At 57.9% G+C, this 22788-nt stretch carries 19 protein-coding genes; 10 read left to right on the top strand and 9 right to left on the bottom strand.

The annotated features are described in order from the left end of the window. Window positions 1–217 precede the first annotated feature (217 nt). The gene (locus tag AC6IY8_RS09935) at window positions 218–1015 is read right to left on the bottom strand and encodes a septal ring lytic transglycosylase RlpA family protein (RefSeq protein WP_497774282.1); all 798 of its coding nucleotides are present in this window, start codon (window positions 1013–1015) and stop codon (window positions 218–220) included. A gap of 451 nt (window positions 1016–1466) precedes the next feature. Then, window positions 1467–1778, bottom strand: a complete 312-nt coding sequence (locus AC6IY8_RS09930) for a PspC domain-containing protein (RefSeq protein ID WP_497774281.1) — start codon at window positions 1776–1778, stop codon at window positions 1467–1469. Between the two features lie 329 nt (window positions 1779–2107). On the opposite strand from AC6IY8_RS09930, the gene AC6IY8_RS09925 reads away from it, so the two are divergent. From AC6IY8_RS09925 to AC6IY8_RS09915, 3 genes are all read left to right on the top strand, one after another. Next, complete coding sequence (locus tag AC6IY8_RS09925; protein WP_497774280.1) at window positions 2108–4216, top strand: radical SAM protein; 2109 nt, start codon at window positions 2108–2110, stop codon at window positions 4214–4216. A 95-nt stretch (window positions 4217–4311) separates the two neighbouring features. Next, window positions 4312–4713, top strand: coding sequence for a serine aminopeptidase domain-containing protein (locus tag AC6IY8_RS09920; protein ID WP_497774279.1), 402 nt, complete (start codon window positions 4312–4314; stop codon window positions 4711–4713). 14 nt (window positions 4714–4727) lie between these two features. After that, entirely contained in the window at window positions 4728–5108 is a 381-nt protein-coding gene (locus tag AC6IY8_RS09915) for an alpha/beta hydrolase (RefSeq protein WP_497774278.1), read from the top strand. A gap of 165 nt (window positions 5109–5273) precedes the next feature. Here the strand turns inward: AC6IY8_RS09915 and AC6IY8_RS09910 are convergent, their stop codons facing one another. Further along, entirely contained in the window at window positions 5274–7448 is a 2175-nt protein-coding gene (locus tag AC6IY8_RS09910; RefSeq protein ID WP_497774275.1) for a hypothetical protein, read from the bottom strand. Between the two features lie 299 nt (window positions 7449–7747). Here AC6IY8_RS09910 and tes point away from each other — a divergent pair, with 299 nt between their 5' ends. Next, window positions 7748–9391 (top strand): tetraether lipid synthase Tes, encoded by a 1644-nt coding sequence (gene tes, locus AC6IY8_RS09905; RefSeq protein ID WP_497774274.1) that lies wholly within the window; start codon window positions 7748–7750, stop codon window positions 9389–9391. A gap of 80 nt (window positions 9392–9471) precedes the next feature. On the opposite strand, the gene bamJ is transcribed toward tes, so the two are convergent. Further along, window positions 9472–10218: a BamJ family beta-barrel-assembly machinery protein gene (bamJ, locus tag AC6IY8_RS09900; protein ID WP_497774273.1), complete on the bottom strand. Its 747-nt coding sequence runs from the start codon at window positions 10216–10218 to the stop codon at window positions 9472–9474. An 87-nt stretch (window positions 10219–10305) separates the two neighbouring features. Here bamJ and AC6IY8_RS09895 point away from each other — a divergent pair, with 87 nt between their 5' ends. From AC6IY8_RS09895 to AC6IY8_RS09885, 3 genes are all read left to right on the top strand, one after another. Continuing rightward, window positions 10306–11307 carry an A/G-specific adenine glycosylase gene (locus AC6IY8_RS09895; protein WP_497774272.1) on the top strand — a complete coding sequence of 334 codons (1002 nt, stop codon included), beginning with the start codon at window positions 10306–10308 and terminating at the stop codon, window positions 11305–11307. 200 nt (window positions 11308–11507) lie between these two features. After that, on the top strand, window positions 11508–13076 hold the full coding sequence (locus AC6IY8_RS09890) for a M28 family peptidase (RefSeq protein ID WP_497774271.1): 1569 nt from the start codon (window positions 11508–11510) through the stop codon (window positions 13074–13076). Window positions 13077–13200: 124 nt separating this feature from the next. After that, on the top strand, window positions 13201–15447 hold the full coding sequence (locus tag AC6IY8_RS09885) for a hypothetical protein (protein WP_497774270.1): 2247 nt from the start codon (window positions 13201–13203) through the stop codon (window positions 15445–15447). A 1-nt stretch (window position 15448) separates the two neighbouring features. Here the strand turns inward: AC6IY8_RS09885 and AC6IY8_RS09880 are convergent, their stop codons facing one another. Next, entirely contained in the window at window positions 15449–17125 is a 1677-nt protein-coding gene (locus AC6IY8_RS09880; protein WP_497774269.1) for an energy transducer TonB, read from the bottom strand. 74 nt (window positions 17126–17199) lie between these two features. Between AC6IY8_RS09880 and AC6IY8_RS09875 the strand changes: the two genes are divergently transcribed. Together AC6IY8_RS09875 and AC6IY8_RS09870 are read left to right on the top strand one after the other, a co-directional pair. After that, window positions 17200–17697, top strand: coding sequence for a hypothetical protein (locus AC6IY8_RS09875; protein WP_497774268.1), 498 nt, complete (start codon window positions 17200–17202; stop codon window positions 17695–17697). A 158-nt stretch (window positions 17698–17855) separates the two neighbouring features. Further along, window positions 17856–18569 carry a DUF4142 domain-containing protein gene (locus AC6IY8_RS09870; RefSeq protein WP_497774267.1) on the top strand — a complete coding sequence of 238 codons (714 nt, stop codon included), beginning with the start codon at window positions 17856–17858 and terminating at the stop codon, window positions 18567–18569. Between the two features lie 56 nt (window positions 18570–18625). Here the strand turns inward: AC6IY8_RS09870 and AC6IY8_RS09865 are convergent, their stop codons facing one another. The 3 genes from AC6IY8_RS09865 to AC6IY8_RS09855 all read right to left on the bottom strand — a co-directional run bounded on the left by AC6IY8_RS09865 (window position 18626) and on the right by AC6IY8_RS09855 (window position 21549). Continuing rightward, window positions 18626–19009, bottom strand: coding sequence for a hypothetical protein (locus AC6IY8_RS09865; RefSeq protein WP_497774266.1), 384 nt, complete (start codon window positions 19007–19009; stop codon window positions 18626–18628). A 113-nt stretch (window positions 19010–19122) separates the two neighbouring features. Further along, a complete protein-coding gene (locus AC6IY8_RS09860) occupies window positions 19123–19782 on the bottom strand; it encodes a response regulator (RefSeq protein ID WP_497774265.1) in 660 nt (219 codons plus the stop codon). A gap of 3 nt (window positions 19783–19785) precedes the next feature. Then, on the bottom strand, window positions 19786–21549 hold the full coding sequence (locus AC6IY8_RS09855) for a sensor histidine kinase (RefSeq protein ID WP_497774264.1): 1764 nt from the start codon (window positions 21547–21549) through the stop codon (window positions 19786–19788). 301 nt (window positions 21550–21850) lie between these two features. Here AC6IY8_RS09855 and AC6IY8_RS09850 point away from each other — a divergent pair, with 301 nt between their 5' ends. Continuing rightward, complete coding sequence (locus AC6IY8_RS09850) at window positions 21851–22249, top strand: MamS/MamX family magnetosome protein (protein ID WP_497774263.1); 399 nt, start codon at window positions 21851–21853, stop codon at window positions 22247–22249. 116 nt (window positions 22250–22365) lie between these two features. Here the strand turns inward: AC6IY8_RS09850 and AC6IY8_RS09845 are convergent, their stop codons facing one another. Continuing rightward, the gene (locus AC6IY8_RS09845; protein WP_497774262.1) at window positions 22366–22749 is read right to left on the bottom strand and encodes a MerR family transcriptional regulator; all 384 of its coding nucleotides are present in this window, start codon (window positions 22747–22749) and stop codon (window positions 22366–22368) included. Window positions 22750–22788 lie beyond the last annotated feature (39 nt).

The following is a 22788-nucleotide window of genomic DNA, read 5'->3' as shown; positions in this document are numbered from 1 at the left end:
CCTCCTGAAACGGACACGTTCTCAGGGGAAACGGTGACCCACCGGCTGAGTAGGCCGGTGGGATTTTTTTGCGTTGAAGAGAGCTGCTTCGGCGGAAGGGCGGAGGTGGGGTAGGGGTCTCTCGCTGCGCTCGGGATGACACCGGAAAGGCAACATCAAAACCAAAAGCAAGAGCAAAGGCAAGGTGCTTCGCTTCGCTCAGGTTGATGAAATGAAATCAGTCGAGGCGGACCATGAAGATGCCGCCCTCGTCGATTTTGGTGTGGGCGTAGACTTCGCGGGTTTTCTCTTTGTCGTCCTGCGGGACGCGGATGCGGACCCAGTATCCGGTGGGGCCTTTGAACTGGAGTACCTGGGCGTCGGGGTAGCGGCGCATGAGGTGCTGCTTGAGATGGATAGCGGCGGACTGAGTTTGGAAGGCGCCGATCTGAACACACCAGCGGCCACCTTTTTCAATGGGGCGCGGGGCTTCGAGGACATCGAGGCGCACGCGTGCGGTGCCGGGCAGGTAAACGTCCACGGCCTTGGCTGCGGCAGCAGATAGATCGATGATGCGGTCGGCAACGAAGGGTCCGCGGTCGGTGATGCGCACGACGGTGGCATCGTTTGTCTTGAGGTTGACGACGCGCACGATGGAGTTGAGCGGCAGAGTGTTGTGCGCGGCGGTCAGCTCGTTCTGGTTATAGATTTCGCCGTTGGCCGCTTTCTTGTTGTGATAGTTGGGGCCGTACCAGCTTGCGTAACCTACTTCGGTCCAGATGACCTTGGCGTGAGGATCGACGTGGATGCCGGGAACGGAGCGCAGGGAGTCGGAATCGCGTGCGAGCTTGTCGTCTGATTTGGAGTGCTTGCCGGTCGATCTCTCGGTCGAGGTTGGAGGCGGAGGTGGCACGTTGCGCGCAGAGTGTTTCTTGCCGCCGCATCCGATGGCGAGCAGCGCGAGAGTGAGCAGCGCGATGTAGAGCATCGCGAGGCGCAAGCGATGGGCGCGGGAATGAATCTGATTTTTCGGCACGACGGTATCCACGGCAGTTTGATTCTGCAGTGTTGATCGGGGGTGGTCAATAAAGTGGAATACCGATGATTAACTGCGGGGCTAAATGTGGACTGGGTGCTATCCCGCATATGCCAGGAGAGGGCACATGTGGGCGGGTGGTTGGGTTGAGACTGGAAGAGGCTAGATTTGGGCTGTTTGCTATCCCGCCTCTGCCAAAAGCGGGCAGAGATGGGGCACCGAGGGTTTGGTGGTGATTGGGAAGGTTTAGATGTGGGCTGGGTGCTGACCACAAATCCAGAAAAGGCGTATGTGGGCAGGGTGTGGTGTGACTTGTCGTGTAAATCCCAGAGTTGGAAAATCGCCAACTCTGGGCCACCGAACTTGCGCGTAGCCGCCCAATCTGGGCCGAACTTGCGCATAATCGCCAACTCTGGGCCACCAATGGGCAACGTTGCTCTACAGCTTAAATTTATGCGGGAAGCATTGGCGGATATTCGGGATCGAGCGGCATGACGATCCAGAGGACGATGTAGGCGAGGAGGCCGGTGCCGCCAAGCAAAACGCAAAGAAGCCACACGGCGCGAACGACCGAGGGATCCAGGTCAAAATAGCGCGCGACTCCGGCACAGACTCCGGCGATTTTCTTGTCAGAGCTGTAGCGGGCAAAACGGCGCTGAACGACAGGATGCGACACCGGCGGCAGCGGGGCTACTCGGGTCCCGCAGAACTGACAGAAAGCTGCGCCGTCACCGATATTCTTGCCGCAGTTTGAGCAGTACATGGCTTCTCCCTTGCTTGCCGGAAGGGTCTAGGTTTTCTGCTCCAGCAAGCTTCAAGAGATGATACGCGATATTGGGGCTGGCGGTTCCATGGTGCACTTCCGTGTGGGGGTGTCAACGAAGGTCCCTGCTTTCAGTGGTTTAACATGTGACGCAGGTCACCGCTTGATGTGATATTTCGCAGGTCAGCCGCAGAATGCAGCAGTTCGTGGGATACGGATTGGGATATCAGGGAGAACACCCTAGCATGATGCTGTCGATCTGTAGCACTGCATTTGCAGGGCAGATCTGTTCCAGGTACTTACACAGAGAGCAGAGGAGACAGCGGTTCATGCATAAGCCGATCAAGTATGTCGAGAAGGCGTTCACGTATGTGGCGAAAGTTGCGTGGGTGATTTTTGACAAGTGGAACAGCATCAACCCCAAACCTTCGATTACGCCTCGGTGGGCGGACAAGCCGCTGCTGAAGTCCTATCAGAAGACCAAGCCTCCGCTGGGATGGCCGAGAACGACGGACTCGCTTTGTCCGAAGTGCGTGCCGGAGATCCGGCAGCAGATTGTGGATGGCAAGATGCCATACGAGATTCTGCTGAACGAGAAGGTGGGCGAGATCAAGGCGCAGATCATCGAGCGCGACGGCAGGATACTGATGGTGAAGGACTGCCCGAAGCATGGTCACTTCGAAGACGTGATGGCCGTCGATGTGGATTTCTTCCGTCACCTGGAAGAGTCGTTTCCGGGGCGCGACATGCGCGCGCATAACGACGATAAGCTGCACAATCACGGCACATCCACGGTGAAGTACGGACGCGGGTCGGTGCTGACGATTGACCTGACGAACCGCTGCAACATGATGTGCGATCCATGCTTCATGGACGCAAACCAGGTGGGCTTTGTGCACGAGCTCTCGTGGGAAGAGATCAAGCAGTTGCTGGACGACGCGATCACGATCAAGCCGAAGCGGCAGATGAGCGTGCAGTTCTCGGGCGGTGAACCGACGCTGTCTCCGTACTTCCTGGACGCGGTGGCCTATGCGCGCAAGGTGGGCTACAACTCGGTGCAGGCGGCAACGAACGGCATTGAGTTTGCGAAGTCTCCGGAGTTTGCGAAGAAAGCGGCAGAAGCGGGATTGCGCTACGCGTACTTGCAGTTTGATGGAATCGGCAACGCGGCGAACTCGCACCGAGCGGTGGGCAATCTGTTTGATGTGAAGCTGAGGGCGATTGAAAACCTGCACAACGCGGGCGTGGAAATCGTTCCGGTGACGACGATTGTCAACGGTGTGAACAACGAGCAAGTGGGCCGCATTATTCAGTTTGCGCTGGATAACCCGAAGCGGATCTCGTTCCTGTCGTTCCAGCCGGTGTCGTTCACGGGGCGCGATGAGGCGATTACGGATGAGCGGCGCGTCGCGCAGCGCTACACGTTGAGTCATCTGGCGCATGACGTGAAAGACCAGACGGGGTTGGGTGAGCCGGCGAGGGACTGGTTCCCGATTTCGTTCATGGGCACGTTCAGCGATTGGGCAGACGTCGTCCATGGCGGCGCAAAGGATTGGGGATCGCTGAATTGCGGATGCCATCCAAACTGCGGTGTGGGCATGGCGCTGATGATCGACAAGGAAACGAAGGAAGCTGTGCCGGTAACGAAGTTCATCCACGCGGACCAGGTGGCGAGAGATGTAGCCAAGGTGAGCGATGGTGGACGCAGCCCGTTCTGGTCGAATGTGGGAATGGCGCTGGCATTGGCGCGGAACTATGATCCGTTCCAGTCGCCGACGCACTTCAAGTTCACCGACCTGCTGAAGAAGTTTGACAAGACTTTTGCGGCGACGAAGAAGGCGGAATCGAAGTACGGCAAGTCGAGTCCGGACCGCACGCTGGATGACGTAAAGAAGCGCAGGGCGGATCGCTGGAACTTCCTGTTCATCGCGGGAATGTGGTTCCAGGACTTGTTCAACTACGACTTCCGGCGCACGGAGCAGTGCATTATTCCGTATGCGACGCAGGAAGGCGAGATCAGCTTCTGCGCGTACAACACGGGCGTGGGCTGGAGAAACATTATCGAAAAGATGCACATGACGGCTACGCTGACGAAGTGGTACGAGGAGCATGGGCGGCATGAGATTTTCGCGGGCGGCAAGAAGGTGGGATTGGAGAGCACGGAGCACTCGCTGGCACTGAACGAAGAACACGTGCACGCCGGTCGCAATACGACTCTGGACAAGCTGGGCGTGGCGAAGACCGCGAGGGAAGAGAAGCTGCGGGCGCGCGATGCCAAACTGAAGCAGGACGCCGAGAACGCGAAGATGATGGCTCTGTACAAGCAGCATGTGTTGGGCGAGAAGCCGCAAGAGGTAGGCGGGTTCGTTTCGCTGGATGCGTTGGGCAAGCCTGCTGCGAAGAAGGAAGAGAAGACAGAAGAAGTAATGGGCGATTAGTAAGAGCTCAAGTAGAAAACAGCGCCGCCGGAGAATGACTCCGGCGGTTTTGTTTTGGGTGCGATCTATACTTCTCCCTTGTCAGGGAGGGCTGGATGAGAGTGATGATGGCGGGTGTGCGGATTCTGCTGACGTGCGCTGTGGTGGTTTATGCGCTGATTATCATTCTGGCGATTTATTCGGATCACGTCATTTTCCAGCCGCATGTCGCGGGGTACACGATGGCTGGGCTTGAGCGGGTGCCAGCGACGAAGGCCATGATGATTCCTTGCGCGGCGGGGAAGATTGCGGTGGTGTATCTGGAGAATCGCGAGGCGCGATACACGCTGCTATACAGCCATGGCAATGGAGAAGATATCGGCGACGATATGCCGATACTGGAAAAGTTCAGGGAAGCGGGATTCGCGGTCTTGGCGTACGACTACAACGGGTATGGGCAGAGCGAGGGTGCGCCTTCGGAAGCGGCTGTTTATTCGAGGCGGCGTACGAGTATTTAACCGGAACGCTGGGGGTGGCTCCGGATCGGGTGATTGCTTATGGACATTCGTTGGGTGCGGCAGCGGCAATTCATCTTGCGGAGCATCGTCCGGTGGCGGGATTGGTGGCGCAGGCGCCATTTACTTCGGCATTTCGGGTGCTGACGAAGGTGAAGATCGTGCCCTGGGATAAGTTCGATAATGCAAGAGAGATTCGGAAGGTGCGCTGTCCGGTGCTGATTATTCATGGAAGGCATGATGAGGTGATCGCATTCTGGCATGGGGAGAGGGTTTTCGACTTGGCCAATGAGCCGAAGCAGCGCGTGTGGCTGGAGAGGGCAGGGCATAACGATGTAATGCTGCTGGAGAGCAGGGCGGTTATCGGGGCGGTGCAAGGTTTTGCGAGCAGGCTGTAAGGGGCGGTTGGTGGTGGGTGACCTTGGGCGGAGGCGGAGGGGTGAGAGGGCGGCTGGGATTCCTTGCTGCGTTCGGAATGATGCCAAACCAAACGAATAACACCGAGATTTGGGGCAAAAAAAGTCCGCCGTGCGTCGGCGGACAACGTCATTTAGGAGGAGGAACTATGAGGCTTGGTCGAAAGTCATCGACTCAGCCATATGTTCGTATTCGTTCTGGCGGGCATTAAGTTCCACTTCTTTTGCAGAAATTTCAGAGTTTAATTTCGCGAGCTGGTCTTCCTGCTGGTTAAGGCCGGTGACGTAGCGCTGGAGGAGAGCTTTTTCCTCGGCGCTGCCCTTGAGGGACTTCATGTTCTCGCGGATACGGGCCTGCTCGCGGTTGATGCGCTCGACCTGGTTGCGGCGGTCTTCGAGCTGGCGCTGGACGGCGGCGATTTCGTCCTTCTTGGCGAGAAGCTTGCGCAGGGAGGCCTCGATTTCGGGCTGGACGTTTCCGGATTTCAGGATAAAGGCGATGGTGTTGTCGTCGAGGTTGGTCAGGGCGTACGTGGTTTGCTGCGGGTAGTATTCGGCGACAATGAGCTTTTCGCTGGTGGAGGGGGCTACTTTGACGCGGAAGCGGTGATACGAGCTTGAGGACTCCGCGGGCTTGAGGTCGGTGGAGAGGAAGTGCCAGCCGGAGCGGGCTGGGTGCTCGATAACGACGTTGCGTTCGGTGGTGTCGGAGTTGGAGACGGTGTAGGTGCGGGTTTCGCGGAGTTCGCGGGTGAGGTAGAGGATGCCGCGGGTGGCGCGGAGCCGGGTGTAGGGACGCTGCTCGGATGCGCCTTCGGACTTGATGCGAATGGCGGTGTCGGCAGCGTAGGAGAGAAGGCGGCGCTCGTTGGGGTGGACCTCGGTGAGAAGGCCCTCTCCGGCGAAGGCTCCGCCCTCGACGATGTTGAAGCTGCCGGCATCGAGCGTGAGGCCGCTGGAGTTGGTGAGCCAGAGGGCGCGAACTGGAGTGTGGTCGTTGGCGTTCCAGAGAGTGACCTTTTCGGCATCGACACGGGCTTGGACGATGGGAACGAGGGCAGACTGGTTCTGAAGGACTGTCACGTTCTGCTTGATGGCGTACTCGAACATGTCGCCGAGGGCTTCGCCGGAAGCGGTGGAATCGACGGACTGCGCATAGGCTTCGGTGTCCGTAGTAGCTGCCAAAATCGCGTTTCGCTCGAGGCGGTCGTAATGACTTGCACCAAGCTTGCCTAGAACACCACCAACCACACCACCTGCCGAGCCACTTGATTTGTCCTTTCTGTCAGGCGTCACTATTTTGGGGACGGCGGCTGGTGCGTTCAAGGCTTCCGATTGTTGAGGTTCCAACGAACCTTCATGGGTTTGCGGGGTGAGTTGGGCCGTTTTGGGGAGTTCGACGGTGGGACGGCGGACATAGTAGGGCTGAGAGATTTGCTGGACGAAGGATTGAGGCGCTCCGGCGACGAGGGAGAGTTGGACGTTGCGCCAATCTTCGCCGACGGTGTTATCGACCACGGCCCAGCCTTGCAGCAGGGGCTTGCCGTTTGCATTCTGCGGGAGGACGATGCGGTAGGTCGATTTCCAGACGGGGACTTCGCTGATATAGCTGACGACAACATCGCGGGGGCCGTCGCCGGTGGTGGAGATGGTCATGCGGCGGACATCTTTATCGCGGGCGCTGGCGAGCAGGGACATGTAGCGTCCGATTTCGCGGTTCATGTCGCCTTCGAGGATGCGGACGGAGGTGGCGGGCGTCAGGTCGAAGGTGCGGAGCTCGCCGGAGTCGGAGATGAGCGAGAGCTGCGAAATCTTGATCTCGTTGCCTTCTTTGTCGGTGCGCGTGACCTCTTCGATGGAGAGAAGGCGTCCGGTGGCGGAGGAGGCAGAGGCGTGGACCTCGACGCGAGCGCCGCGAAGGGCTTTGAGGAATCCATCTCGGTCGGTGTCGCCATCGAGCGGGAGGCGCAGGTTGCTGAGGCGCTGGCTGAGGGGGGCGATGGAGTTGTAACGGACGCCGCCGACGTGTCCGCCGCTGAGATCGACGACGGTAAGGGACTTGAGGACGTCGTTGAGCTGGGCAGTGGTGAAGCGGATGTTCAATTCCTGATTGCCTGAGACGCGGCCCTGGTGTTCGAAGTATCCGACACCGTTCTTATAAAGGACGACGCGGTGGATGGGGAGTTCGGCGGCATCGGAATTCTCGGCATGAGATGGGGTGGTTCTGGCGATGGGCTTGGACGGCTTTGCCGCGGGTTGAGCGATGGCGGAAGTGAGCAGTGCGAGTAAAGCCAGGGACAGGATAGCTAACGGACGTCTCATGCGGTCTCCTTGGAACGGATTAATCGTATGTCCAGAGAACGAGCGCTCAAAGGAAAATTGCAGGAATTGAGCGCATCCTAAATTCTCAAACTAAATGCTGCTTGTAGGGTATGACCCCGGAGGTGTTCGTTTGGTTCCTGAAATCGCCATTGGATGCGCAGAATTGCGATTCGCTGAAAAGTGACCTCACTCAAGCAAGTGACCGGTGCCACTGTGTCCCGTTCGTGCCAAAAGGCACACTGGTTACACGCGGGAGTATATCTACTACCCACTAATTCAAGTAGAGCGGAGACAAGCCTTTGAGCACCCCATTTGCATCGGCGAAACGGCCGGACCTGAAGATTTTGCAACCTGAAAAGACGCTGACTGGTGGTCCCATTCAGAAGTTGCAGAAGGGGTTACCCAAGACGACGACCTCGCTCTGCCCGGACTGCGAGCCTGTACAGCGTATCCCGGCACGCATCTTCGAAGAGAACGGCAAGGTCATGATGGAGAAGACCTGTCCGACGCACGGCGACTTCAAGGATTGTGTGTACTCGGATGTCGCTCTCTATCTGAAGATGGAAGAGTGGGAGTTCGGCGATAACGCGGGATTGAGCAATCCGGCGGTGGACAAGGGCGCCGAGGCTGTGTGTCCCGATGACTGCGGACTGTGCTCACTGCATACATCGCACAGCGCGCTGGCGAACGTCGATTTGACGAACCGCTGCAACCTGACCTGCCCGGTGTGCTTCGCCAACGCGAACGCCGCTGGCTACCTGTATGAGCCGGATATGGAGCAGGTGCGCACGATGTTGATGGCGCTGCGCAATGAGCGTCCGGTGGATGGCCGCGTGGTGCAGTTCTCGGGCGGCGAACCGACGATTCACCCGAAGTTTATCGAGATCCTGGCGATGGCCAAGGAGATGGGCTTCACCCATCTGCAGGCCGCGACCAATGGAATCATGATCGGCAGCAGCGTGGAGTTTGCGCAGAAGTGCAAGGACGCCGGATTGGCGACGCTGTATCTGCAGTTTGACGGCGTGAGCGACGACGTCTATATGAAGACGCGCGGCGAGGCGCTGCTGGACAAGAAGCTGCAGTGCATTGAAAACTGCCGCAAGGTTGGAATGAAGATCGTGTTCGTTCCGACGATTGTGAAGGGATTGAACGATCACCAGTTGGGCGACATTCTGCGACTGGCGATTGAGAATGTGGACACGGTCAGCGGCATCAGCTTCCAGCCGGTGGCGTTTACGGGCCGCATCTCGAAGAAGGAACTTGAGGCGAAGCGCTTTACCCTGACAGACCTGGCACATGCTCTGAGCGATCAGACGGGGATGTTCGACAAGTACAACGACTGGTTCCCGCTGACGGCCGTCACACCCTTCAGCAAGCTGATCTCAGCGGTGGAACAGCGTGGCGTGCCGACGATTTCGAGCCACCCGCACTGCTCGCTGGGAACCTACATGTTCGTCGATGAGCGTTCGAAGAAGGCAGTTCCGGTTACGCAGTTTGTCGATATTCCGGCGATGCTGCAGGACATCGAAGAGCTGTCGCGCAAGAAGTTTACCGGCCTCGCGAAGTACTACAACGGTGCGAAGGGCTGGATGGATCTGAAGAAGCACTTCAAGGCTGAGCTTGCACCTCCGGGATTGACGTTTGAGAAGTTCCTCAACACGATCCAGGGCATGACGAACAAGAAGCTGGGCCGCGACGGTATGGACGGCACGTTCACCTACCGCACGCTGCTGGTGGCCGGCATGCACTTCCAGGACAACTACAACTACGACGTGGAACGCGTGAAGCGCTGCGTGATTCACTATGCGGCGCCGGACGGCAAGCTGTATCCGTTCTGCACGTACAACTCGGGACCGACCTACCGCGAGAAGATCGAGAAGCAGTTCTCGATTCCGTTTGAAAAGCAGCTGGATCGGTTTGAGTTTGTGGAGATCGGGAAGTAGGTAAGGTTTCAAGGTTTCGAGGTGAATGTGAAGAGCCCGCCAGTCGGCGGGCTCTTTGCATTACGTGCGAAAAGCACGGGTTATTTGCCTTTGATGCTGAGCAATTCGATTTCGAAGATGAGGGTGGCGTTGGGAGCGATGTCGGGGCCTGCACCGCGCTCGCCGTAGGCAAGGTCGGAGGGAATGAAGACCTGGTACTTGGAGCCGACCGGCATCATCTGGAGGATCTCGGTCCATCCCTTGATGACTCCGCCGACGGGGAAGGTAGCGGGCTGGCCGCGCTTGTAAGAGCTGTCGAATTCCTTGCCGTTGATCAGGGTGCCGCGATAGTTGCACTCGACGGTGTCGGAGGCGGTGGGCTTGGGGCCTGTGCCTTCTTTTTCTACCTTGTACTGCAGGCCATCGGGAAGGGTCTTTACACCCGGCTTGGTTTTATTGGCGGCGAGAAATGCCTCGCCTTCCTTCTTATTCGATTCACCGGCGGTTTTCATTTCGGCCTCCTGCTTGGTGCGGGCATCCTGCTGCATTTTGGTGAGTGCTGTGCGGGCTTCGTCATCGGTAAGGAGGACCTTGCCTCCGCTGAGGGTGTCCTGCATGCCGCGGGTCACCATGGCCGGGTCCACTTGAATGCCATCGCGCTGCAAGGTGCGTCCGATGCTGATTCCGACGGCGTAGCTAGCCTTGTCTTTGTCGGACATGGTGCTGGCGGAGGCGCCTGCAGGCGCATTTGCGGGCGCGCTGGGGGCGGGCGTTTGCTGAGCTATCGCATTGGTGGCAAACATCATGCCAGCTGAGAGTAGGAGAACCACGGTTGAATTTCTTTTCATAGCAAGCATCAGAACACAAAGCCTCGCTTACAGCAAAGTTGGGGTTGAGAGTTGAGGACGTGGGTGCTTGGTACAATCTGCTCACGGATGGCGAAAAGAGCAAAACCTGAGCCCAAGCGAAATACCTCCACGGCAGAGCTGCGCGTCGCGCTCCTTCATTGGTATGCACAACATAAGCGCGAGTTGCCTTGGCGGAAGAATACGGACGCATATCGGGTTTGGGTGTCGGAAATCATGCTGCAGCAGACGCGCGTCGCTGCGGTGCTGGAACACTATCGAACATTCATGGACGCTTTTCCCAACGTCCGGACGCTGGCGGAGGCGACGGAGGCAAACGTTCTGACCCGCTGGAGCGGGTTGGGGTACTACCGCCGGGCACGGATGCTGCATCGTGCGGCACGGCAGGTTGTGGAAGAACTCGGAGGGCAGGTCCCGGAGAATTCTGAAGGACTCAGGAAGCTGGCCGGTGTGGGGCGGTACACGGCAGCAGCGATCGCAAGTATTGCGTTCGGTGAGCCGGTGGCGGTGGTGGATGGGAATGTGGAGCGCGTGTTGAGCCGGATGGATGGCGAGCCGCGAGCCGATGCGATGGCTTGGCAGCGGGCACAGGAACTGCTGGACGTGCAGCATCCGGGGGATTGGAATCAGGCGATGATGGAGCTGGGCGCCACTGTGTGCACGCCGCAGAACCCGCAATGCCTGGTGTGTCCGGTACGCGTGTGGTGCGTGGCTCCGGGGATGGAGACCAGCAAGGCGCAGGCTCCAAGAAAACGCGTGCAACTGACGCGTGCCCTGATAGAGCGCGGCGAACGTGTTTACCTAGTGCAGCGAGCGGCGCATGAGAAGAAAATGGCGGGGATGTGGGAGCTTCCGGAGTGGGCGGGGCAGGATGACGGGGTAGAAACAGTGGGGCGGGTGAGGCATTCGATCACTGACACAGATTACGAAGTGCGTGTTGTGCGGCTTGGGCCGAAGGCTCTGCGAGCAGGCGGCAAAGTGCAAGGTCGTTGGGTGGAGCGCGCCGAAGTATTTGAGTTGCCGTTGACGGGGCTGACCAGGAAGATTCTACGCAAGGTGCCGAAGCATTGAGCCATGCTGTGGCGGCGCTGCTGCAGCGTACAATAATCAGCGAAAACACAGTTGGAATTCTGAGGACTGGTATCCGAAATATGCGCAGAGTAATGCTTGTTTGCTTTGTCTGTATGTCGTTGGTGTGCGCTGGGCTGGCGCGGACGGGGAAACACAGCCGTTCAACACACGCAAAGAGCGCTGGGCAGCCGTCGAGCGGAATGATGGCGGCCTTGCACAATGTGCAGGCAGAGCGCATTCGCGCGGATGTGAAGTACCTGGCGAGCGATGCGCTGGAAGGACGCGGCACGGGAACGAAGGGCGGCGAGCTGGCAGCCGAGTATATAGCGAAGCAGTTCAAGGAAGCAGGAGTTGAGCCGGCGGGGGATAACGGAACGTATTTCCAGAAGGTGCCCATGGTTGGGCTGACCACGATGCCGGGAACAACGGTGGCGGTGAAGACTCCGAAGCAGGTGATGAACCTGAAACTGCTGGATGATGTGGTGGTGTTCAACCTGGATCAGCACGAGACAGCCGATGTGAATGCGGATGTGGTTTTTGTCGGTTATGGAATCACGGCGCCGGAGTTTGGCTGGGACGACTATGCCGGAGCCGACGTAAGGGGCAAGATCCTGCTGATGCTGGTGAATGAGCCGCCCTCGGATGATCCGAAGTATTTTGGTGGCAAGGCTCTGACGTATTACGGGCGGTGGACGTACAAGTACGAACAGGCGGCGCGGATGGGAGCCGCCGGCGTGATCCTGATCCACAAGAAGGAGATGGCGAGCTACGGGTGGGATGTGGTGCGAAGCTCGTGGTCGGGAGAACGCTCGGGATTGGCGGATGATAGCGAGCCGAAGCTGGCGATGGCTTCGTGGGTGCAGCTTGCGGTGGCGCGCACGATGTTGGCAGACGCGGGACAGGATCTGGATGCGATCATGACCGCCGCCCAGCAAAAGGGTTTCCGCGCGATGCCGTTGCCGTTGAAAGTGAATGCGCATGTGGTGACGAGCGTTCGGAAATTTGACTCGAAAAACGTGATTGGCAAAGTGACCGGTTCCGATGCCGAACTGAAAAAGCAGGCGGTGATCTACACCGGGCATTATGACCACCTGGGAATTCGTCCGAACCAGCCGGGAGACAATATTTACAACGGCGCGCTGGATAACGCGAGCGGTACGGCGATGGTTATTGAGATGGCGCGTGCGGTGGCGGCCGCTCAGGTGAAGCCGAAGCGCTCAATGTATTTTGCGGCAGTGACGGCAGAGGAGCAGGGGTTGTGGGGATCGGAGTATCTGGGGAAGCATCCGCCGCTCCCGCTTTCGGACATCACGCTGAATTTGAATTATGACTCGATCAAGCCGCTGGGGATTCCGAAGGAAGTGGAGGCTGAGGGCTATCAGCGCACGGACTTCGCAGGAGTTTTCCAGAAGACGGCAGCCGACTTCAAGATGACGATCCTGCAGCCGGAGCATCCGGAAAACGGCGGGTACTATCGCTCGGATCACTTCAGCTTCGCGAAGGTAGGCGTGCCGGCGTTTTCAATCGAGACGGGCGATCATTTTGCGGGGCATCCGGAATCGTGGGTGAAGGCGAACAGTGATGCGATGGAAAAGAGCTATCATCAGCCTACGGACGAATTCAAAGACGACTACGACTATCGCTCAAACGCGGTGATGGCGCGCTTTGGAATTGCTCTGGGATACAGGGCAGCCGAGCAGCCTAGCATGGTTCAGTGGAAGGCGGGAGATGAGTTCGAGAAGGCGCGAAAAGCTTCCGGCCAACACTGACTGCAGATAGGAAGAGTCAGCAGGAAAGGTTACGAAGGAACGGGGAAAGTGTAACTCCCGTCGGGCGAAGACTGTGTGGTAAAGTCGCACAGTCAGCTCCCAAAATCTCCGAATAGAAGGTTGCATGTCGCCGTTGCCATTCTTTGGACGGGTGAAAATATCTGAACTAGCGGGTCAGTTCACGCTGACTCCCTATGTTCCGGAACTCACCTTTCGGGGACTGATGGCAGGCGTGGATAACCTGCGCTCGGACGTTTTTCTCAGCTCGAAGTTTACCGAGATCGCCTCGAACCATCTTTTCAACCTGATTGAGCAGCATGGAGACGTGCAGCAACTGGCGCGGGTGCAGGATGAGAATCCGTTTGGAGTCTCTCCGTATGGCCGCGCGCATATCAAAGGCGACGCGCTGCCGACGACAGGAGTGGATTTCCCTGCGGAGTTCAAGCAGGCACTAAGCGCGTTGCAGCTCGCTTCGCTCCGTCGTGCGCGGCAGGCGGACGATATTGAGTTGGACATGCTGTGCCGTGTCGCCATCATCAAGTTCTTGCGAACGGAATTGCTGCTGCAATTTGGGAATGTGTTGGAGCGCTGCCGGGAGAATCTGAAGAAGCGAGCGGAGCGTCATCTTGAGTTGCACCAGATGGTGCAGCGGGATCGATTCTTTCGCTTCCAGGTGAACAAGCGGCAGGTGTTGCGGCGGGTGTCCCAGGATGTGCTTTCCACGATGGCGGAAGTGGAGCGCGAAACGGTGGCGAGCACGCGTCATTCGCTTTTCGGAGATGACGATGCTCCGGGATACGAGGTGATCGCGAACCGATTGATGTTCACCGACGCGGTCAACGATCCATTCATCAGAGCGACGCACTATGCGCTGTTTGGAAGCTACGACCGGGATCGCGATCAGGTGTCGCGAGTGGTGGAGATTGCAAAGGGCTTCCTGAAAAGCCTGGGGGTCGCCGATGGCGACGTTGAGGCCGAGTCGCTGCTGAATAACCCTGAGAACGCGAAGGCGTTGATGTTCAGCGGACTCGCTGATGAGTCGCCGAGGGGCAAGGCTCAGCGGGGGTTGACGGCTGGGTGGGTGGCGACGCTTGAAGACGCGGAACTGATCGACTACGTGATTGCCGCATACGAAACGGTTCCGATCATTGATGAGTACGGGGCGGTGATTTCGCCGCAGCAGTTGAAATGCGCACTGATCATGAAGGACGAGTTGCGCAGGGTCGAGGAAGTGCTGGAGACGCACGAGGGGCGTTCGCATGGGAAGCTGCGGGCCGCGGTGCAGAAAGTTCGTTCGGCAGGGAATAGCGAGCGAATGCGGTACGCGGCACGATATCTGATTGACCTGTCGCGCTTCCATCGCGACATGAAAAAGATGGAAGTGCTAGAGCACGCGCTGGATTCGGTGAACCTGCTGCAGAACTCAAGGCTGAGAGAACTCTCGGAGATCAACGGGACACTGTATGAGTATCTGCTGCCGGAAGAGGAGCGGCCGGTTGAGCAGAAGGTTAAGGACCACGTGGTCATCAAGGCCGACGTGCGGGACTCGAGCTTTCTGACACGTTCGCTGGTGGAGCGCGGATTGAATCCGGCGTCATTCTTCAGCCTGAATTTCTTTGAGCCGGTGAATAAACTGTTGCCGAAGTATGGCGCGCAGAAGGTTTTCATCGAGGGCGATGCCGTCATTCTCGCGATGATGGAAAAAGAAGGCGAACGCGGGCTCGGCGTGGCGCGGACGTGCGTGCTGGCTCGCGAGATGCTCGATATTGTGCGGGCATATAACAAAGCGTCGGCTCAAAGCGGACTGCCGAAGTTGGAGATTGGAACCGGCATCGCGTATCAAAGCGCTCCGCCGATGTACCTGATGGATGGCAGCCACCAGGTGATGATCTCAGAGGCTCTGAATTTGAGCGATCGCCTGAGCGCCTGTCACAAGCGTGCGCGCAGATACATTCAGGACACGAATCCACTGTTCAACGTATTCGTGTTCCAGACGGCCGACGAAGAGGCAGCGGCGGGCGCGCTGGAGGACTTCCTGCTGAACTACAACGTGGGCGGCATTCATTTGCCGAAAGCAGCTTTTGAGAAGATGCAGAACGAGATCTCGCTTGAGGAATTTGAGATGGAGTTGCCGATGCCATGGGGCTCGGACCGAGTGCATCTCTACCGGGGACTGGTGCCGGTGAGCGCGGGATTGTTCCATCCGATCATTGTGCGCGAAGGAAGAACCGCGCAGGTCGAGGTCAGGGATTTCAAGTTCGTGCGCTGGGCCGACCACATCTACTACGAAGTTTGTTCCAATCCGGAGTTGATCGCGAGAATTGAGAGTCAGCGCCCCGGGACCGCTTCATCTTCGCAACAAAATCTCTAAATCAGAACCTGATCGCATTCGCACGGAAGGGAACGGTAATCACCGCCTGAAGGTCGATGGCGTGTCCGTCCTTGAGGGCTGGACGGAAGAGCCAATGTGATAGCGCCTGCACGGCATTGCGATCGAGTCGAGGATCAAGGCTCTTGGCAATGCTGATTTCGCCGACGCTGCCGTCGGCGCGGATTACAGCAGTCAGAATCACTGTCCCTTGCACGCCGTCGTGAATGGCGTCGGTTGGGTAGGCGGGGTCGGGTTTGCGGATGACTTCGGGGGCGGCGATTGGGGAAGCAGGAGTTCCGGGAACGCGCTCGGCGAAATGGATGATCCAACTCCCGGTGGTGCTGTTGAGGTTTGGCATGTTGACTTGCAGAGAGTAAGAGCGGCGTCCGGCGAAAACGCGCTTTTCAACATCGTTGCGAGGTTCGGCGGTTTCATGCGCTATTGGCTGGCGTGGAATGGAGGCCAGAGGAGGATGCATGGCCGCCATAAGTTTTGCGCGAGCATCGGGATCGGTGCCTCCTGGTTGGGAGGCGATGGCGTTGGGTGCGGCTATGGGCGAGTCGGGCAAGGGCGCGGGGGAGACATGAATTCCGGCAGGCGCGTTGGCAGTTTTTGTGGGCTCTGCTCCGGCGCCCGTGGTGGCGTCTGTGCCAGGCGTGCCGGTGGCTTCGGGGCGTCCAGTGGGTGATGTGGCGAACGTGCCTCGGCGATTGCCGGAGGGAAGATCGACGGGGCCGTGGACCTCAGCGGGGTGGAGATTGAGCGCAATGATTTGTCCGGAAGCGGGCTGTGTATCGGCGACTTGAGGTACGTCGGGAATAGGCTCGGCGACGTGCGGAACAAGATGAGCAAGATTGGCTGTAGCGGCGCGGTTGAGATTGGCCACGGCAGGAGAAGGCTCCACGACCTGCGGCCGAAAAGCTGGTAGTGTGAGGCGAGCCCGGGAGGTAGCGACATCCGGTGCGGGTTGAACTACGACAGGTTGGAAGGTGGGGAGTTTTGAGGCGGAGCGGAGAGAACTGGTTTGGGCAGTTGGCTGAACTACCTCGGGCATGATTGCGGGAAGACGGAGACGGGCGGCATCGCTCTGACTGGCGCTAAGTGGCTGAACGGGCGTGGTGGGTGCATAGGCGACGATGTTCGGCAGATTGAGGTCGCGGTCGAGTTTGACCTTTGGGGGAGCGACGACGGTTTGGCGAAGATTGTCGGGCGCTTCCGGTAGGGAAATGATTTCCTGCAACGCGGGGGTCGGATCGTGCTTGCCTACCGCTTGACGTTGAGGCGAGGGTGCTCCATGCAGTTCGGGAAGGTATTGGCTGATTTCGTATCGGCTCACCGATACGCGCGTGAGAGGCGAAGCAAGATGAGGTTTGGCATGGGGCCAAATGGAAACCGCGTACAAGAATCCGATCAGAGTGGCGTGGGCCAGAACTGAGTCGAACAGGCCCCGAGCTGGGACGGGAGAAGAGAGGTCGACGCCTTGCCAGAAGTCGTAGTCGGGCGCAGAACTGGTGATATTTGCGGGTACAACGCGTCCAGTGAGCAGCAGGAAGAGATTCTCGAAGAAGACCCTGAGCGGATTGGGCCAGGAGATGAGCAGCCGCAAATCGTCAGGCGAGGCCTCGATGGATGTGGCGGGGGTGCTGGCTTGCTTTCGGGTTGCGGACGGAGTTTCCACGAGTAAGCTGGCGATTATATCGCGATGCTGAGATAGCCATGGAAATTCGGCGCTCGGCTATACTCGATTGCACCATGAAGAAAGTTCTCGCTACTGCTTTATTCTTACTGCTGCTTGCGATTGGCGCCGCCGCCCAGACAAACACGGCTTCGAAGCCAGAGGCGCAGGGTGACATCACTGGCCTTTACTCGTTTATCCACGAAGGTGAGTTCGTGCAGATCGAGGTGAACGAGGGCAGGGTCACGGGCCTGATTTCGCATTTCAAAGATGAGGACCTGGACAAGGCCGAGTTCATCGACCAATTTTTCTCCGAAGCAAAACTTGAAGGGAACACTCTGAGTTTTCGAACAAAGCAGGCCGGGGGTGTGTGGTATCAGTTCTCGGGCAAGATCGAACGCGGGCAGGCGAAGAGTCCTGCGGAGGAAGGTTATTGGGTCGTCAAGGGCACGCTGACGGTGCATCGAAGCGAGCCGGACGGCAAGGAATCTGCAAAGGAACAGGCACTGACGTTGCGATCCTTCCCTCAGGATACTGAGCCGAATGCCACCAAAGGAGCGGACGCGAAAGACTAGGAATGGGAATGTTTTCCTCTGCCGAAACAGTTTGACGAAGGCGAGAGAGCAGAAAGGATGTGGCTCGATAACGGTCTCTCGCTGTGCAACGCCCGGTTCTTCAAGGGTCTCTAACGGGACATACCACTCGTCTCAACAGATACATCAAGGAGAGCCAAATGAGGGCACAACGAATGATTTTCCATGCTCTGGCGGTGGGGACGCTGGGCGCAATGTGTATGGCGCAGAGCGGTCCGGGATCGCAGGGCATGGGACAGCAACAAGGTATGGGGCAGCAGGGCCAGTCAACGACCGGCATGGGCCAGGCAGACACAGGAACTGGAGCACGTCCGGGTAACATGGGCAGCAACATGCCGGACACGATGAGCAACGATGCCAGTGAAAGCAAGATGAAGAGTCCAGACCATGCCTTCATCATGAAAGCGGCCGAGGGCGGCATGGCTGAAGTTTCAATGGGCAATATGGCAAAGCAGCATGGCTCAAACGATGCTGTAAAATCTTTTGGCGACAAGATGGTCACTGACCACTCGCAGGCTAACGATCAGCTCAAGCAGCTTGCCCAACAAAAGGGAATCACGCTGCCTAAGAACCCGAGCGTAAAGGACCAGCACACGGCCAAGATGATGCAATCGAAGACCGGTGCAGATTTCGACAAGGCATATATGCAGGACATGGTGAAAGACCATGAGAAAGATGTAGCCGAGTTCCGTAAAGAAGCTCAGTCGGGAAAGGATCCCGAAGTGAAGGCCTGGGCGCAGAAGACGCTGCCAATTCTTGAGCAGCATCTGGCGACGGCGAAGCAGGTGGCCTCGCAGGTTGGCGCGGACACGGGTAAGAAGAGCCCGGGCGCGATGAGTTCTCAGCAGCAGTAATGCGCTGACGAAGCGAAGCAACGAATGGGGAGCCTGATGGGCTCCCCTGAAATTTGTCAGGAGTGCTTTTCGCCGTTGGTGCCGTTCTTTGAGTTGGCATCAAGTTTCGCGATTCTCTCCCGCAGCCACGCTTCCAGTGCGACCACCATACGGCGACGGTCGCTGACCAGAAGCTCAGCCACAGTCTCGCCGGAATCGTTCAGCGGGATGTAGTGGCAAGGCAATTCCTCCGCGCGTTTTTCCTCCGGAACAAACTGGAACAGGACGCACTCGCTACAGGCGTGCGCCCGTAGAGGATCGGCGAAATTAAGGCAGGCGGAAGTCTCCTGGAAGGGAGACTTGATGGATTCCAGCTTGCGGTCGCGCTCAATGCCGCCTAATTCAAGATAGTTGAGTTCGTAGCGGAGCACCTGCAGCGTGTCGTTCAGGTTAGCGGACATGGAACTCTCCAGTCCGCAAGAGTGTGGCGCAGCAAATCGGCTTCACGATGTGATGGAACTCACGGCACAACGTGACTAAATCTTGATTCCCGAATACAGAACTGGGGCCGAGTTCAGCTCTCGATGAGCTGGTTATTGATGGCAAAAAGCGCGAGCTCTAGGCGGCTGGACACACCAACTTTATCGAAGATGTTGGTGAGGTGATGCTTCACGGTGTCTTCGCTGAGCGCAAACTTCTGAGCGATCTCCTTATTGCTGAGACCTGCGACAATAGCGCCGAGAATCTCAGTTTCGCGACGGGTGATGCCAAGACTGCGGGCCTTGGACGGGGTAAGCAGCGCGGTCTGTTCGCGAAGATATTTCACCATGTCAGTGACGGGCTCCCGGCCTACCCAATACTTCCCATCCATAACGGAACGGATCGCCTTCAGGAGGAGTTCGGTGGCGGATTCCTTCAGGACCACGCCCCAGGCACCCATTTGCAGAGCCTCGATGATTTGGCGGCGCTCGATGGCAGCGGTGAGGAGAATGGAGCGGGTGGAATGCTCTTGCTGCGAAAGTTCGCGAAGAGTGTCGAGGCCCGGCATTTTGGGCATGGCAAGGTCGAGCAAAAGGATGGAGGGGTGGAGCTGGTGCACCATGGCGATGGCTTCCGCGCCATTGGCTGCTTCTCCTATGACCTCAAAACCTTCTTCCAGATCGAGCAGGCGACGAAGGCCGTCACGAAAGATCGTGTGATCATCGGCAATGATCAGAGTTACTTTGTTATCCATCGTTTACTGTCCATGTGAGATATAGGTCTTTTGTGGAAGCTTGATCAACAATTGCGAACCGCGAGGTGCCTGGGAGTTGATGGAAAGCTCGCCTCCGAGATTGGCGACGCGCTCTTTTATGATCGCCGGGCCCTTTGCGGACTTCATCAGCTCTACTCCAGCCAGTGTACCTTCAAAGCCGAAGCCTACGCCATCATCACTGATCGCTAATCGCCAAAAGCCATCCTGACGACCGAAGGTGACGAGAACGTCTTCGGCTTTGGCGTGCTTGCGGACGTTGACCAGGGCTTCACGGACGATCAGCAGAATCTCGCGGCAGGCGTGGGCCGAGAGACGAACCTCTTCGGCTGTTGAGACGAAGCGGGCAGAGATTCCGGAGTCGCGCCGGAAGCGATCGACCTGCTCGGCGAGATGATCGATCAGTTGCTCGGGCTCGACTTCGACCGGCTTCAGTTGATGCATCAGTTCGCGCAGCTCGGCGACCTGAATGCGAAGAAGGCTCTGAAGCGATCCTACTTCGGGAGCGATGGGCGGGAAATGCTTCTCGGTGCGGCGACGCAGGATATCGGCTCGCATCTCGGCCGAGATCAACGATTGCACCACGCCGTCGTGCAGTTCGCGTGCAACACGGGCGCGTTCGATGGCGCTGGCCCGAGCGCGCATCCTGCGCATGAGATAGACGCCGTACGTCGCGGTGGCCGCCTGTTCAAAAAGCGAATTGGCGAAGGCAAGCTCCTGGAGCATGTTTTTGCCCACCATCGCATTCGCGATGTAGAACCGGAGTCGCCATGTGTGTCCGAGCTCAGACGTGACGGCAAGCAGGGATGTCGTGTCCGGAGGCAAGAAGGGCAGTGCGGGTATTTGGCCGTTCACGACATGGAACTGCGCCTTCGGAGCCAGATTGAGCATGCGTATGGCAGTAGAAGAAACTCGCTTGCAATAAAACGCTGGGGAATAGTCGGGAAGAAGATAGCTGAAATTATCCTCGGTCAGGATCTCTTTCCAATAAGGCCGGGTGTCGGAAAGGCGGTCGGGGCGAGTTTGCCAGAGGAAAACGTGATCGGTCGTAAGGTCGTGCGTTACGAGGAAGACTTGCGATCCGTCGAAGAGGCTTAGGAATTCCTTGAACACGGCATCCAAAACGACACCCAAGCTGTTTTCCGTACGAGCGGCATGCAGGACTCGGTTGACTACACCCGATTCGGCACGACGCTCCTTCTCGTTTTCGCCGAGGGTTCCGATGAGGTAGCCGAGCACAAGAAGGTAGGCGGAGCGGGCAAGCAGGCGATTGCCCTCGTACTCTCCCCAGGGTGTGCCGCGCAGGAAGAACGCTTCAATCTCAAGGACAAGGCCGCCGGCAACGGAGGTGAGGAGAGCTTCAGCAAAACCCCATCGGAATCCGGCTGAGATCAGCGCGAACGAGTACATCGGAACGAAGGGAGAACTGGAGCCGTGAGAGAAGGCAGTAATGAGCGTCGGCCAGATGATGTCTCCCGCGTGCAGGGCAATGAGGAATTTTGGGGTAACGGGGCGGTTGGATACCCAGATATAAACCGCGACACTGTGAATCAACCAGAAGATCAGGAGAACATAAACGAGGCGGGTGAATTTGGCGGGCTCGGGCGTTTCCATGGTGAACGCGATGAGAGCGAGCACGGCCAAAACGGCGCGCAGGGCACCTAGCACGGATTCGACGCGACTGCGTTCGGACTCCGTTGTGGGCACGTTCAGCCGGGTAAGGTAACGGTAAGAAAAGGGCCAGAGCACGTCTGCTTTCCTGCAACGCGGAAAACCCGATCTGTGATTATTTCCTGAATTCGCGACAGGAGCAACCCTGAAGATTGAAGGCCCGATTTGCGGCTGCTGATCACGGGCCGATGTGATAGGCCTCACTGAGCAAAAGACCATTGCGGACTACGTTGTTTGCGACCTGAAACGAGCGATGACGGATGAGTCGCCCGCCGGGTTGGGAGACAGGAAATGAACGCCCAACCACCTGCGCGCCGCAGCCAGCAGCACAAGCGTGCTGCGACAGCCCGATGCCTGCCTCCGAAAGGAGAAGTGAACCATGTCTCGGCCGGCTTCCTTCAAATTGGTATTGGCAATCGCAGTAACTGTTCTGATCGCATTCACAGTGGCAAGCGCGACGACCACGCTCAAATACGACAAGACCAGCGAGGTTAAGATCAAGGGCGTCGTACAGGAAGTGAGAACGGACGCGGATGCCACAGTCCATCTCCTGATCACGAGCGACAAAGGCGCTGTCGATCTGTGGATCGCACCGGAAAAATTTCTGAAGGCGATGGAGATCACCTTCGTCAAGGGCGACGCGATCGAGGTAGTAGGCTCTCCTGTGACGGTGGAAGGCAATCAACTGATGCTGGTGCGCGAACTGACTCGCAGAGGCGATGTGATGGTGATGCGCGACGACAAGGGAAAACCTGTTTGGGTGGGTTGGATCAAGTAGTAGGTGAGGGTTGCCAGGAGTAGGGGGCCTTCGACTCCGCTTTGCTCCGCTCAGGATGACAACGCTGAAAGAACAAAAGGCGCGATGATCGCGCCCCTTTCCTTTGGAGACGGTGCTTATTTCTTTTTGGGCGGGATAACGACGGGGCGACGCAGGGGAACAAGGCCTTCCTTGGGCATGGCCTGATTGGCGCGCGTCATTACTTCCTGCTGCACGTACTTCACGAATTCCTGCATTTGAAGCTGCATCTGTTCCATTCGCTCGCGCATGTTGAGGATGATGCCGATGCCGGCGATGTTGACGCCGAGGTCGCGGGCGAGCGAGAGAATGAACTCCAGACGCTTGAGATCGTCTTCAGTGTAGAGGCGGGTGTTTCCGTCGCTGCGTGATGGCTTCAGCAATCCCTCGCGCTCATACAAACGTAGAGTCTGCGGGTGGATTTCATACATCTCGGCCACCACCGAAATCATGTATGCGCCTTTGCCTTTTCGTTTCGTCATAGATAGAAGTTTTCTAACATTCTAACTTGCAAGTTCCTG

The sequence above is a fragment of the Koromonas soli genome, from assembly GCF_059726265.1.
Note: the sequence above shows the minus strand (reverse complement) of the source record. Positions and strands in the feature narration are given on the sequence as shown.